This is a genomic window from Nocardioides sp. Bht2 (assembly GCF_047308515.1).
In the GTDB taxonomy this organism is placed as follows: Bacteria; Actinomycetota; Actinomycetes; order Propionibacteriales; family Nocardioidaceae; genus Nocardioides.
Genome location: NZ_JBLBWI010000012.1, coordinates 1 through 13,285, shown reverse-complemented (window position 1 = coordinate 13,285; position 13,285 = coordinate 1). Strand labels below are relative to the sequence as shown.

At 69.3% G+C, this 13,285-nt stretch carries 12 protein-coding genes; 5 read left to right on the top strand and 7 right to left on the bottom strand.

The window, feature by feature from the left end:
* Nucleotides 1–65: 65 nt before the first annotated feature.
* Genes ACLM5J_RS14655 through ACLM5J_RS14640 form a run of 4 tightly spaced genes read right to left on the bottom strand, consistent with a single transcriptional unit; the run spans nucleotide 66 to nucleotide 4,488 of the window.
* A complete protein-coding gene (locus tag ACLM5J_RS14655) occupies nucleotides 66–1,370 on the bottom strand; it encodes a M50 family metallopeptidase (protein ID WP_413657179.1) in 1,305 nt (434 codons plus the stop codon).
* A complete protein-coding gene (dxr, locus tag ACLM5J_RS14650) occupies nucleotides 1,367–2,470 on the bottom strand; it encodes a 1-deoxy-D-xylulose-5-phosphate reductoisomerase (protein WP_413657178.1) in 1,104 nt (367 codons plus the stop codon). The genes ACLM5J_RS14655 and dxr overlap by 4 nt, the downstream gene beginning before the upstream one ends.
* Before the next feature lie 12 nt (nucleotides 2,471–2,482).
* Nucleotides 2,483–3,922 carry a M1 family metallopeptidase gene (locus tag ACLM5J_RS14645; protein ID WP_413657177.1) on the bottom strand — a complete coding sequence of 480 codons (1,440 nt, stop codon included), beginning with the start codon at nucleotides 3,920–3,922 and terminating at the stop codon, nucleotides 2,483–2,485.
* A complete protein-coding gene (locus ACLM5J_RS14640) occupies nucleotides 3,919–4,488 on the bottom strand; it encodes a hypothetical protein (protein WP_413657176.1) in 570 nt (189 codons plus the stop codon). Before ACLM5J_RS14640 ends, ACLM5J_RS14645 begins: the two co-directional genes overlap by 4 nt.
* A 163-nt stretch (nucleotides 4,489–4,651) precedes the next feature.
* Between ACLM5J_RS14640 and ACLM5J_RS14635 the strand changes: the two genes are divergently transcribed.
* The 3 genes from ACLM5J_RS14635 to ACLM5J_RS14625 all read left to right on the top strand — a co-directional run bounded on the left by ACLM5J_RS14635 (nucleotide 4,652) and on the right by ACLM5J_RS14625 (nucleotide 7,146).
* Complete coding sequence (locus ACLM5J_RS14635; protein WP_413657174.1) at nucleotides 4,652–5,491, top strand: serine protein kinase RIO; 840 nt, start codon at nucleotides 4,652–4,654, stop codon at nucleotides 5,489–5,491.
* Nucleotides 5,492–5,515: 24 nt separating this feature from the next.
* Entirely contained in the window at nucleotides 5,516–6,604 is a 1,089-nt protein-coding gene (locus tag ACLM5J_RS14630; RefSeq protein WP_413657173.1) for an LOG family protein, read from the top strand.
* Between the two features lie 95 nt (nucleotides 6,605–6,699).
* Nucleotides 6,700–7,146 carry a nuclear transport factor 2 family protein gene (locus ACLM5J_RS14625; protein WP_413657172.1) on the top strand — a complete coding sequence of 149 codons (447 nt, stop codon included), beginning with the start codon at nucleotides 6,700–6,702 and terminating at the stop codon, nucleotides 7,144–7,146.
* 9 nt (nucleotides 7,147–7,155) lie between these two features.
* Here the strand turns inward: ACLM5J_RS14625 and ACLM5J_RS14620 are convergent, their stop codons facing one another.
* Entirely contained in the window at nucleotides 7,156–8,511 is a 1,356-nt protein-coding gene (locus ACLM5J_RS14620; protein ID WP_413657171.1) for a UDP-glucose dehydrogenase family protein, read from the bottom strand.
* A 10-nt stretch (nucleotides 8,512–8,521) separates the two neighbouring features.
* On the bottom strand, nucleotides 8,522–9,673 hold the full coding sequence (locus ACLM5J_RS14615; protein ID WP_413657170.1) for a glycosyltransferase family 4 protein: 1,152 nt from the start codon (nucleotides 9,671–9,673) through the stop codon (nucleotides 8,522–8,524).
* Between the two features lie 747 nt (nucleotides 9,674–10,420).
* On the opposite strand from ACLM5J_RS14615, the gene ACLM5J_RS14610 reads away from it, so the two are divergent.
* Both ACLM5J_RS14610 and ACLM5J_RS14605 read left to right on the top strand, forming a co-directional pair.
* Nucleotides 10,421–12,100, top strand: a complete 1,680-nt coding sequence (locus ACLM5J_RS14610) for a hypothetical protein (protein ID WP_413657169.1) — start codon at nucleotides 10,421–10,423, stop codon at nucleotides 12,098–12,100.
* A 5-nt stretch (nucleotides 12,101–12,105) separates the two neighbouring features.
* Nucleotides 12,106–12,723 (top strand): class F sortase, encoded by a 618-nt coding sequence (locus ACLM5J_RS14605; RefSeq protein ID WP_413657168.1) that lies wholly within the window; start codon nucleotides 12,106–12,108, stop codon nucleotides 12,721–12,723.
* A gap of 269 nt (nucleotides 12,724–12,992) precedes the next feature.
* On the opposite strand, the gene ACLM5J_RS14600 is transcribed toward ACLM5J_RS14605, so the two are convergent.
* Nucleotides 12,993–13,285 (bottom strand): HNH endonuclease signature motif containing protein (locus ACLM5J_RS14600; RefSeq protein WP_413657167.1); only part of this gene is annotated, 293 nt, incomplete at its 5' end.

Here is a 13,285-nt window from a genome sequence, read left to right as displayed (position 1 = left end):
ATGCAAAAAGCGGGAGAACGATGCCCAGGGCATCGCTCTCCCGCTCAGCGGAGAGAGGAGGGTCGCTAACTGTTGATGCTGATCGGCACCACGAAGTCGCCCACGATGAGCACCACACTCATCACCAGGAACGCACCGGCCACGACATAGGCCACCGGAAGCAGCTTCGCGACGTCGACATAGCCCGGGTCGGGACGACGCCGGAGCTTGGCCCAGCCCCGCCGCAGCGCCTCCCACAGCGCACCCGCGATGTGGCCGCCGTCGAGCGGCAGCAGCGGCACGAAGTTGAACATGCCGATGAAGAAGTTGAAGCCAGCGATCAGCATCAGCAGGAAGACGGCCTTCTCCTGGAACGGGAAGGCCTCGCTGGCCGCCGTCTCACCCGCGATCCGGCCGCCACCGACCACGCTCATCGGGCCCTCGGGATCACGCTCCTCCATCCCGACGATCGCCTGACCGACGTCGAACACCTTGCTCGGCAGGCTGGCCAACGACTCGACGGTGTTGAGCGTCATCTCGCCCATCTGGCCGACCGTGTACCCCAGGCCTCCGGTGGTCGGCTCCACCACCGGGTTCACCCCGAGGAAACCGACCTGCGATTGGGTGGTGTCCTCGGCCGACTTCGGCCGGGCGGTGACCAGGGTGTTCGTGTGCAGGGTGACCAGCTCGCCGTCGCGGCTCACCACGATCTCGGCTTCGCCGTTGTTGTTGCCCCGGATCAGCGAGGAGAGCTGTGCCCAGTCCTCGATCCGGGTGCCGTTGAACGAGACGAACTTGTCGCCGTTCTCCAACCCCGCTTTGGCTGCCGGACTGACCGGGTCGTCCTCGGTACAGGCCCGGCCGGACTCGCTGTAGGGCACCACGCACTTGCTGACGCCAGCCACCTCGGGCAGCGTCCGCGGGTCGCCGATGTTGCCATAGGTGGCGAAGAGCGCACCGAAGATCACGAAGGCGATCGCGATGTTCACCAGCGGCCCGGCCGCCATCACGATGGCTTTCTTCCACCAACTCATCTTGTAGAAGAGCCGATCGTGGTCGGTGTCCCCGACCAGCTCCCACTCGGCAGCGCGTGCATCCGAGACCAACTGGGTGAACATGCCGGTGTTGCTCTGCCGCAGATGACCGTTCCGGTCGGGCGGCAACATGCCGATGATCTTGACGAAGCCACCGAGCGGGATCGCCTTGAAGCCGTACTCGGTCTCGCCGATCCGCTTGGACCAGACCGTCTTGCCGAAGCCCACGAAGAACTGGGTGACCTTGCCGCCGAAGCGCTTGGCCCAGAACATATGGCCCGCCTCGTGCAACCCGATCGAGATCACGATCGCGGCGGCGAAGACGAGTACCCCCAGCGTGTAGAACAGCACGCTCATCGGGCGGCCCCCTGGATCAATCGTTCGGTCTGGTCGCGGGCCCAGGCGTCAGCAGCCAGGACGTCGTCGACGGTGAGGTTCGCCATCGAGCCTACGTCGTGACCGGAAAGAACACGCTCGATCGTGGAGACGATCCCCGGGAACGAGAGCCGACCGTCGTGGAACGCCTCGACGCAGACCTCGTTGGCGGCGTTGTACACGGCGGGCGCGGTGCCGCCGAGCTCGCCGGCCTGCCGGGCCAGGGTGATCGCCGGGAAGACGCCGTCGTCGAGCGGCTCGAAGCGCCAGTCGGCCGCCTTCGTCCAGTCGATCGGGGTCTCCGCGTCCGGCACCCGCTCCGGCCAGGCCAGGCCCATCCCGATCGGGACCAGCATCGTCGGCAGACCGAGCTGGGCGACCACGGCGCCGTCGATGAACTCGACCATCGAGTGGATGTACTGCTGCGGGTGGACCACCACGTCGATCGCACTGAACGGCACGTCGAAGAGCAGATGCGCCTCGATCACCTCCAGCCCCTTGTTGACCAGGGTCGCCGAGTTGGTGGTGATCACCTTGCCCATCGCGAAGTTCGGGTGCGCCAACGCCTGCTGCGGGGTGACGTCGGCCAACTGCTCGCGGGTGTAGCCCCGGAACGGACCGCCTGACGCCGTCAGCACCAGCTTGCGGACCTCGTCGGCCCGTCCGGCACGCAGGCTCTGGGCGATCGCGCTGTGCTCGGAGTCGACCGGGACGATCTGTCCCGGGCCCGCGATCCGCTTCACCACCGGGCCGCCGATGATCAGCGACTCCTTGTTCGCCAGCGCCAACGTGTTGCCCGCTTCGAGCGCGGCCAACGTCGGGCGAAGACCGACCGCACCGGTCACCCCGTTCAGCACCACGTCACACGGGATCGAGGCGGCCTCGACCGAAGCCTGCTCCCCCAGCCCGGAGAACCCCGGGGCGAACTCGGCGACCTGGGCCGCGAAGAGCTCGGGGTTGCTGCCACCGGCGGTCAGCCCCACCACCCGGAACCGACCCGGGTTGGCGCGGACCAGATCGAGGGCTTGGGTACCGATCGAGCCGGTGGAACCGAGGATGACGATGTCGCGGGGTGCACTCACCGGCCCATCCTCTCAGGTGGGTGGTGCGACCAGCCCGTTCTCCACCGTCTTGGCCGGACGACGGTCCGCGCGGAGCCAGGCGTCGAAGAAGCTGTCCAGGTCCTGGCCCGAGATCTCGGCGGCCAACGCCTCGAACTCCGCCACGCTTCCGTGCGAGCGCCCGGTCAGCCAACTCCGCAGCAGCCGCCAGAAGTCGTGGTCGCCGATCCGTTGCCGCAACGCCGCGACCGCGAGCGCACCGCGCACGTAGACCTGCTGGTTGAACAGCTGCTTCGGGCCAGGGTTCGCGATGTCGACCGCCCAGAAGGAGGGGTCGGTGCCCAGCCACTGCCACCGCTGGCTCAACATCACAGCCGAACTCTCCGCGCTCAGTGAGCGGCCGGCGTCGTAGAGGTCGCCGAAATAGCCGGCGAAACCCTCGTTCAACCAGATGTCGCGCCAGTTCTGCACCGCCACCAGATCACCGAACCACTGGTGCGCGAGCTCGTGGGCGAGCAGACCGCCGCCATGCCTCCAGTCGTAGAGCTCGGGGTAGGTCGGCCGGGTCTGGTTCTCCAGGGCGAAGCCGGTGTTGAGCGAGGTGACCACACCACCGGCGTCAGCGAACGGGTAGGGACCGAGCCGCCGTTCCAGCCACGCGATCACCGACGGGGTTCGACGCAGGAACTTCAGGGCACCGCGGCGGCTCGCTGGGCGCAGCTGTTCGGAGACGGCGTTGACCCACGGGGTGCCGTCGCTGGTCCGGCCGCGCTCCAACTCGAAGTGACCGGCGGCGAAGAAGGCCAGGTACGGCGCCATCTCCTCCTTGGCCCGCCAACGCCACGTCGTCCAGTGCCTGGTCTTCTTCTTGCTCACCAACCGCCCGTTGGCGATCGCCTGCTGGCCACGCGGCACCCGGATCGAGATGTCGAAGGTGGCCTTGTCCCGCGGGTGGTCGTTGCTGGGGAACCACCAGGCGGCGATCTGCGGCTCGCCCATCGCGACGACCTCGTGCTTGTCGGCCAGCCAGGCCCGCTCGCCACGCCAGCGATACTCGCCCGGCTTGCCGCGATAGCCGACCACGACCCGGAACGAGGCTCCGGCAGCGAGGACCGTTGACGGGGTCACCCGCAGTTCGTGCTTGCTGGGACGGCTGAAGCGGGCCTTGACGCCGTTGACCGTCACCGAGGTCACCGGCAACAGGAAGTCGAGGTTGAAGCTACGCAAGGCCTGCTCGGCCCGAGCTCGGATCTGGGTCTGCCCCCGGAGCCGCCCGGTCTTCAACCGCATGGTGTGCGAGATCCGGTAACTGGTGACGTCGTAGCCACCGTTGCCCGCCTCCGCGAAGTACGGGTCGCCGATCCCGGCGGCACCGACGGTCGGTGTCGGCGGCTCCGCAGCGGCGACGCCGCCCAGAGCCAACGCGCCGACTGCGACGAACGCCGCGGCCCGGCGGACGAGAGGCGTCCTCAAGCCGAGGTCCCCAGTTCGATCGGCTGTCCGGACCGCAGCAGGCGGAGCCATGCCCCGTAACGGCTCTGGTCGTCGGCGGCCTCAGCCACCGTCACCTCGCCGTCGAGGACGTAGGCGAGCTGGTCACCGCGGACCACCGCCGCACCGGCCGGCTTGGTCCTGCCTGCCCGCAGCCCCATCTCCCAGGTGATGTCGCGCTGTGGGTCGGCGGGCTCGACACCGATCAGGACCGTGGCGCGCGGCTCGTGACCGGCGAAATCGAGCAGCGCGTCGCTCACCACAAGGGTCGGGCGGTACGCCTCGAGCCGCGCCACGTCGTCGAGCGAGACCACGGTGGCGCCGAGCCGGGCACCGGCCAACAGGGTGAGCAGTTCGATGAACGGGTCGGCCACCGCGACGCCCAGGACCGTCTCGTTCTCCGTGCCCAGTCCGTGGAAGAGCCCAGCCACCGCCCCGACCTGTTCCAACAGGTTCGCGTAGTCGAGCTCCTGGACGCCGGCCACCGCAGCAGCGGTCGCCGATCCGTGCACGACCCGCAGGTCGACGGCGTCGAAGCAAAGGTTCATCGGCTCTCCAGAAAATCGTTTGCCCTGAGCCGGACCGCTGGCGCAAGGTTGCCGGTGAAGCGTACGACGAGGCGTCGTGCCCAGTTCGAGAGGAGCCGTGACATGCAGCCCACTGTCTCTGGCCTGTCCGCAGACCACCTCTCACACCTCTGGAGCACCTCCCTTGTCTCAGGACGAGATCAACCCTGACTTCCGTTTCGACTTCCGCCCGCTCGACGACCTCGCCGAACAGGGCCAGCGCTGGTCCACCTGGTTGGCCGTGGAACCCCTCTGCAGGGGCCCGCAACCGCGCCCCGACTGGGTGATCACCTCGCAGGCAGCCATCGACACCGAGCTCGGCATCCTCAAGACCGGTAAGGAAGCCGACGTCCATCTGCTCGAACGCGCCGTCGCCGGTGGACCGTCGGTGGTGATGGCCGCAAAGCGCTACCGCGCCCGCGAGCACTCCACCTTCCATCGCAGTGCCACCTACACCGAAGGCTGGTCGACGCGGCGCTCCCGCGATGCCCGGGCGATCAAGGCCGGCAGCACCTACGGCCGGGAGCTTGCCGCTGCGCAGTGGGCCAACGCCGAGTGGCAGGCACTCACCCGGCTGTGGAGTGCGGGGCTCCCGGTCCCCTACCCGGTCCAGATCGACGGGACCGAGATCCTGATGGAGTTCATCGAACACGATGGGCTGCCGGCACCGCGACTCGCGCAGACCCGGCCCTCGCCGGACCTACTGCAGGTGTGGTTCGACCAGCTACGTGCGGCACTGATCACCCTGGCCCAGGACGGCGTCGCGCACGGCGACCTGTCGCCGTACAACATCCTGGCCGCGGGCGAACGCCTGGTCATCATCGATCTCCCGCAGGCCGTCGACCTGGCCGGCAACCTCAACGGCTTCGACTTCCTGCACCGCGACTGCGTCAACCTCTGCACCTGGTTCGTGCGGCGTGGCCTCGACCCGGCGATCGCCGACGCCGACGCCCTCTTCGGGGAGGTGGCCGCGCACTGCTGGTAGCCCTGGCCCGCTAACGTCTGCGCCATGCGTGCACGTCGTGGTCAAGTGGTGGAGATCGGAACGCTCGCCGAGTTCGATCGTCGCACCAGCGTCGGCGTCAGCTCGATGACCGGCTGGCAACTGCTCAGCGTCGACCTCTCCCAGAGGTCCTCGATCCTGCGGCGCTGCGCAGTTGCCGGGGCGCTCTTCCTCGGCTGCCGGTTCGCGCCGGGCGACGAGCAGTCGATCAGGTCCCGCGGCGCGATCGTCTTTCCCGAGGTTCCCGGCTCTCCCGTCGACACCTACCGATCGCTGCTCTACGCGCCCCGCGACCTCTACGACTCCGCTGACTACCAGCACAGCTTCGACGCCCGTGCCTACGGCTGGACCCGCGCCCACCAGAGTCGCGAGTCCGCGTTGGCGACCACCTTGCACGACCTGGCGATCGACGAAGCCCTGGCGGACTGGACGATCGGGCGTGAACTGGTCGGCGTGATGGGAGGGCACGCCGCGGTGCGCGGCGAGGCCGGCTACCTGCAGGCCGCCCAACTCGGTCGGCTGCTCACCCGCGGCGGCGCCACCGTCGTGACCGGCGGTGGCCCGGGCGCCATGGAGGCTGCGAACCTGGGGGCCTGGATGGCTCGGCGCAGCGCGGCTGAGCTGACCCGCGCGGTGGACGACCTCAGCCTGATCCCGAGCTTCACCCCCGACGTCGGCGGATGGGCGCGGGTCGCTTTCGAGGTTCTCGACGAGTTCCCCGACGGCGAGGAGTCGTTGGGGATCCCGACCTGGCACTACGGGCACGAGCCGCCAAACCCGTTCGCCACCGCGATCGCCAAGTACTTCAAGAACTCCACCCGGGAAGCGATCCTGTTGCAGATCTGCAACCGCGGCATCGTCTTCCTCCCCGGCGCTGCGGGCACCGTGCAGGAGGTCTTCCAGGACGCCTGCGAGAACTACTACGCGGATGAGTCATCGGTGGCGAAGATGGTGCTCGTCGGGGTCCAGCACTGGACCCGGACGCTGCCGGTGTGGCCGCTGTTGGCGAACCTGGCCAAGGGGCGCCCGATGGAACAGCAGATCCATCTCGTCGACACGCTCGACGAAGCCGCGGCCCTGGTCTGCCCGATCTGATTCCGGGCCCGTACCTTCCGCGGCGCTGTGTGCCGGCCGTGCCGCTGAGCGGAAATCCTAGACCCGCTGCCGGGACTCGTGGCTAGCGTCACACTATGAACTCCGCCGTCGCGATCGCCAACCTGCTCTACCGCTACGCCGAAGCCATCGACGGTGGTGACCTCGTCGCAGCCGCCGACCTCTTCGCCCGCGCCGAGGTCCGGCTGGCCGGTGACCGCCGGGTTCAGGGCAGCGCCCCGATGCTGGCCTTGTGGCAGCAGAACGTCCGCATCCACCCCTGCGGCACTCCGCGGACCAAGCACGTGATCAGCAACCCGATCATCGAGGTCGACGAAGCAGCCGGGACCGCGAACTGTCGCTCGTACTACACCGTCTTCCAGGCCACGCCGGCATTGCCGCTCCAGCCGATCTGCTCGGGCCGGTACCACGACACCTTCGCCCGGGACGGCGATGGCACCTGGCACTTCGCCACCCGCGACTACTCGCTGCTCGATCTGATCGGCGACCTCAGCGATCACCTGCTGACGCCTTCTGGACGGTAGTCCGCACCCTCAGCCGGCGACCATCCCCAGCGGGGTCGCCACCGGCAACGTCGTACCCGGGCGGCGGAACTCCCATCCGGCAGCAAGCCACCGACCGGCGTCGAGGGTGTTGCGGGCATCGATCATGATCGGGCGTCGCACGATCGAGCGCAGCCGCGCCGGGTCCAACTGCCCGAACTCCGGCCACTCGGTGAGATGCAGCACCACGTCGGCCTTGCGGCACGCCGCATACGGGTTCGCCGCGTAGCGCAACTGAGGTGCCACCGCACGCGCCCGGACCGCAGCGACAGGATCGAAGACGGTGACCAAGGCGTCGGCCCGATGGAGCCGTTGCGCGACCTCCAGCGCCGGGGAGTCGCGGACGTCGTCGGAGTGCGGCTTGAAGGCCGCGCCCAACACCGCCACCCGCCCGGTCCGCCAGCCCGGGCCGCCCCGCAGCACCTCCAACGCCTCGGCGACCACCCGGTCGCGGCGACGCTGGTTGATCTCCTCCACCCCGGCCAAGAACGCCACCGACTCACCTGAGCCGAGTTCGCGCGCACGGGCGATCAACGCCCGCACGTCCTTGGGCAGGCATCCACCGCCATAGCCGAGCCCGGCGCCGAGGAACTTGGCACCGATCCGGTCGTCGTGGCCCAACGCCGTGGCCAGGGTGAGGACATCGGCACCTGCCGCCTCACAGAGCTCGGCCATCGCGTTGATGAAAGAGATCTTCGTTGCCAAGAAGGCGTTCGCCGAGACCTTGACCAGTTCTGCGGTCGGCAGATCCGTGACCACGACCGGGACGCCGTCCGCGATCGGCCGGGCGTAGACCTCGCGGAGCAGCCACTCCGCGCCGGGCCCCTCGCAGCCGAAGACCAAACGGTTCGGGTGCAGGGTGTCGTGCACCCCGTGGCCCTCCCGGAGGAACTCCGGGTTCCAGGCCACCTCCACCTGGAGGCCGGGCTGGGTCACGGCTTCGAGGCGTCGGCTCAACTCCCGTGCGGTACCTACCGGCACGGTCGACTTCCCGACCACCAGCGCGTTGCGGCGCAGCAGCGGCCCGAGCTCATCGACGACCCCGTGCACCGCAGTCAGGTCTGCAGCGCCGTCGACGCCCTCCGGGGTGCCGACGCAGATGAAGTGCAGGTCGGCCACCGCGGCGGCCTCGGCCAGCGAGGTGGCGAAGCGGAGCCTTCCGGAGCTCAGGTGACGGCGCAACAGCTCCGGCAGGCCTGGTTCATGGAAGGGCACCTCGCCCCGAGCCAGCGCCCGGACCTTGGCCGCGTCGTTGTCGACGCCGATCACCTCGAATCCCAACTCCGCCATCCCCGCGGCATGGGTGGCGCCGAGGTATCCCGTACCGATAACCGAGATCGTGACCATGTCGCCGTCCTTATCCCACGAGCCGGAGAGGTCCGCGCCGTTCGGCGATCACCTCGCGATAGTGCGCGACGAGTCGCCGGTTGACCGAGGCCCAGGATCGATCCGCGACGCTGGGCCGGGCCGAGGCCGCCAACTCGCGTCGCAACAGCGGATCGTCGACCAACCCGCGGACCGTGGCCGCGAACGCCTGCGCATCGCCGGGCCGGTAGAGCACGCCCGCTTCGGGGGCCACCACGTCGATCGGTCCACCACTGCGCGGCGCCACCACCGGCACCCCGGAGGCAAGCGCCTCCTGAGCCGCCTGGCAGTAGGTCTCGTAGCGGCCGGTGTGCACGAAGAGGTCGAGGCTGGCATAGGCCGCAGCCAACTCCTCGCCGTGCAGCACCCCCAGGAAGGCGGCGCCCGGAAGCGCCTTACGCAGTTCGAACTCGACCGGTCCACCACCGACGATCACCAACCGGGTCTGGGGAATCGACCGGAGGTGCCGGAGCAGGCCCAGCTCCTTCTCCGGTGCTAGGCGACCCACATATCCGACCAGCAGCTCGCCGTCCGGCGCCAGCCGAGAACGGAGGGCTTCGTCGCGGCGTGCTGGGTGGAAGAGGTCAAGGTCGACTCCGCGCGGCCAACGGCCCAGCCGCTGGATCCCGAAGTGGGTCAGTTGGTCCAGGCTCGCGGTCGAGGGGACCAAGGTGCGGTCGGCGTGGTCATGGATCCGCCGGGTGAGCGCCGTCATCGCCCGCACTCCCCCGGGCAGGTCGTACTGCATGGCGAAGCCGACCAGATCCGTCTGGTAGATCGCGACCACGGGGATACCGAGTTCCCCCGCGGCCCGGACCGCCTGATGGCCCAAGGTGGCCGGCGAGGCGACGTGGACGACGTCCGGTTGGAAGCGGAGCATGGTGGCGCGCAACCGTCGCCGGGTCTCCAACCCGATCCGGAACTCCTTGTAGAACGGGAGCTTCGTGCCACGTGCCAGATGGACCGGGAAGCCGGCGTAGCTCGCTGGCCCGGTCGGCGCGACCAACTCGGCACGGTGGCCTTCACGGGCGAGATGGTCGAGAACGCGACGTACCGAGTTGGTGACGCCGTTGACCTGCGGGAGAAACGATTCGCTGACAACCAGGACCTTGAGCGCCGGTTGGCCGTCGCGCGCTGTTGACATCATCAACGCTCCTTGCGATTCGACAGGAACCCTCAACGACGCCGACGTTAGGAAGCCGCTCCGAACGTTGCGGGCGTGCCACATGGACGTCACATGAACGGTCCGGCAACGTCGATCCTTCGGTGACAGGGTTCTCGGCGACCTTCATCTCCGTTGGCTTCACGCAGAGCTCGCCGACCCCCGTTCGGGGGTCATTTTCGGGAGAAGATTCAACCTGCTCCGGCAACCGATGGGGAGCGGGTGTGCGTCGGCCGAGCGCTCATGCCGCACCACCCGTGATCGGTGCGCCACGGCAGCCGGTGACGGCCTGGGCGGTAAGCACGGCGAAGGAGCGGCGGAGGTCGGATCGCGGCGCCAACCGTTGCTTCCGACCAGCGCGGATCTGCCCCTCGGATCCTGCGAAACCCCTTGCTGAGCTGAGCAAACGTGATTCTGGGGCCGACAGCGCCAAGGCCTCTGTCCGGTACGCCGCTCTGGGGCGGCCGGGCTCTCCGCGACCCTGCCTCCGAGCTCTTAGGCTCCCCCTGTCGGCGGTCCCTTCAGGGGCGCTCGTCGGCCCGTCGATGCGGGTGTTCGCGACCCTCGCCGGAACCCGTGCGGGCGGTTTCGCGGGCTTCGGCACTTCCAGCGGGAGACCGCCCGGCGCTCCTAAGGTCCGGTCACATGAACTCAACTCCTCGACCGAACGGGCTCCTCCGAAAGACCGGTCCTGCCCTCGTCGTCTCGCTGGCGGCAAGCCTCAGCCTGGTGAGCTCTCCCCTCTCCTTCGCCGGCCCCGCCCCGCTTCCGGTGAACGCCGAACAGACCACGGCAGGCGCCTTCTCCTTCGTGACCCCCAACGGCGTCTGCGGCGTCGACGTCACCGTGGCCGGCGCGGCCGGTGGCGTCTCGATCGTCGCCAACCCGGGCGAGACCATCCCCGCCGACGCCGCAGGCGCGGGCGCGGTACTGAGCTTCTCGCTTCCCGCCTCGCCCGGCCAGGTGTTCGCCGGTACGGTCGGCGGCGCTGGTGGTGCTGGTACTGGCGGCGTCAACGGTGGCGGCACCGCGGGCGCCGGTACCCACAACGGCGGTGGCGGAGGTGGCTACACCGACATCTCCCTCGACGGCGCTCTGCTGGCGATCGCCGGCGGCGGCGGCGGCACGGGCGGTGGACACGTGGTCGGCAGCGGCCACGGTGGCGACGCCGGCGTGCCCACTGCCGTCGGCGTCGTCACGCCCGGAGCTGACGGTATGGCCGGCCAGGACGACGACACCGTGGACCCGGCCGACCCGGCGGCGGTCCGCCCCGGCGGCGGTCAGGGCGGCCAGGCGGCCGCTCCGGGTGCTGGCGGCGTCCACACCACGATCCCCGGCCAGAGCGGCTCGGCCGGCGTCGGTCGCGACGGCGGTACCGGAGCCCCTGACCCGGGCGCCGACACCGGCGGCGGTGGCGGTGGCGGTTACTTCGGTGCCGGCGGTGGCGCCAGCACCAAGGGCGACGGTGCGCCCAACCACGGTGGTGGTGGCGGTGGCGGCGGAGCCAGCTTCATCGACGACGCGGCGACCTTCACCTCGGCGACCCTGGGCAGTCCGGCCGCCGGCACCGCGGGCAACGTCTCGCTGGCCTGGACGCCCTGCGACTACGACCTGGGCGTGACCAAGACGACCACCGCCGAGGCCTTCGAGGCAGGCGTCCCGGTGCGCTACGTCGTCACCGTCACCAACCACGGTCCCGAGCGCATGGTCGCCGGTGACACCGTGACGATCACCGACCCGCGCGCCGTTGGCGGCACCCTGGTCAGCGCCACCGCGAGTGGTGCCGGCGCGGCGTTCACCTGCACGCCCGCCGTGGGCACGGCGATCGTGATCGCTGACATCGATTGCTCGCGCCCGGACCCGGCCGGGGCCCGCGGCCTCGACGTGGGCGAGAAGCTCACCCTGGTCTACAACGTCGCGCACAGCGACACGACCTCGGTGACCAACACCGTCACCGTGACCGACCGCGGCAACCCGGCCAACAACACGGCTGCCACCACCCTGGCACCGGCCAAGCCGGGCCTGGCCCTGGTCAAGAAGGCGAACCCCAAGAAGCTCACCAAGGCCGGGCAGAAGGTCGTCTACACCTTCCGGGTGACCAACACCGGCAACGTGACGCTGAAGAAGTTGAAGATCAACGAGAAGCAGTTCAGCGGCGCGGGCCGTACGCCCAAGGTGAAGTGCCCGAGCCTGCCCGGTGGTCTGAAGCCGGGTAAGCGGGTCGTCTGCACGGCCAAGTACACCGTCCACAAGAAGGACGTGCGGCGCGGCAAGATCGTGAACGTCGCGACGGCGTCGGCCACCACCCCCGGCGGCGCTGCTGTCGAGTCGAAGTCCTCGAAGGCCGTGGTGAAGGGCAAGAAGCCTGCCCTGCCGATCGCTCCGAACACCGGCGCACGGGTCAACTGACCTCCGTGTCCTCACCGCCAGCGCGCCGAGTCGGCGCAGTGATCGCCGCCTTGGTCGGTACGGCACTCTTCGTGCCGGCACCGACCGGGGCGGCGGCTGGTGCTCCGCCGAGCAGCCACACATGTGAGACGTCGGCGACCGCCTTCCGGCCGAAGGTGGCCCGCTTCTCCTCCGTGCGGCGCAAGTTCGACGTGGTTCGGGTGGCCCGCACCCCTTCGGGTGCGATCGGCACTCCGCCCTTGACCGCACGCGGCAAACGGCTCGTCGGCTGGGACCCGCACACCAAGCCCGCCAACGGCCGCGGATCGGTGATCCTCGACGCCCACACCTGGCCCGGTGGCGGCGCGTTGGGCAACACCCTGCTCCGCAAACTGCGACGCGGCGACGTGATCACCCTCGACTCTGCTGGCAGGAAGAAGGCCTGTTATCGAGTGACCGAGCGCCGGTCCTATCCGGTCAAGCGTTTCCCCCAGCGCAAGGCGTTCCGGAGCTGGGGCAAGGAGCAGGTGGTGATCGTGGTCTGCTCCGGGAAACGGCTCGGTCCGGGTCGCTGGACGCACCGCACCGTCTGGTACGCGGTCCCGATCACCGGCGACGACGTTTCCGCCACCCCGCGTGGCTAGATGTGATGCCGTGCCATCAGGTTGGTGGCAGTCGACGGAATGGGGCTTCTCCTCAAATCGCGTTGGGGCGGCGTTCCGGTTGTTGTGCTCGCGGCAGCGTGCAAGAGCGGCTGTACGGGCGTCGTCGATCTGATCGACGCCGCAGGCAACCTCGCCCGCGGTTGCTGGTGAGTGAGGCGCGCCGATACCTCCGGTGACCGCGTGGTTCCGGAGGGCTCGGCCTTGCTGCAGTGGAGTGGGCTCAGTCGAATGGGCTCAATCGAATGGGCTCAATCGAGTCGGATCGTGCCGACGGTGGTGACCAGCCAGGTCTGTCCGCGGTGGTCGGTCCAGAGGTAGTTGCCGTCTTTGGTGCGTTGGTAGCGCCAGCGGCCGTGAGTCTTGGCGAGGTGGTGGCGGCGACAGAGCGGGGCCAAGTTCTCGGGCGTGGTTTGGCCCGGTGGCCCCGTCTCGTCGTACGCAGTGATGTGGTCAAGGTCCGCGTCGGCTGAACTGCGGGCGCAATGCGGGAAGACGCAGTGCGGATCGCGCTGACGTACCTGCTCAGCCATCCAGGCCGGCG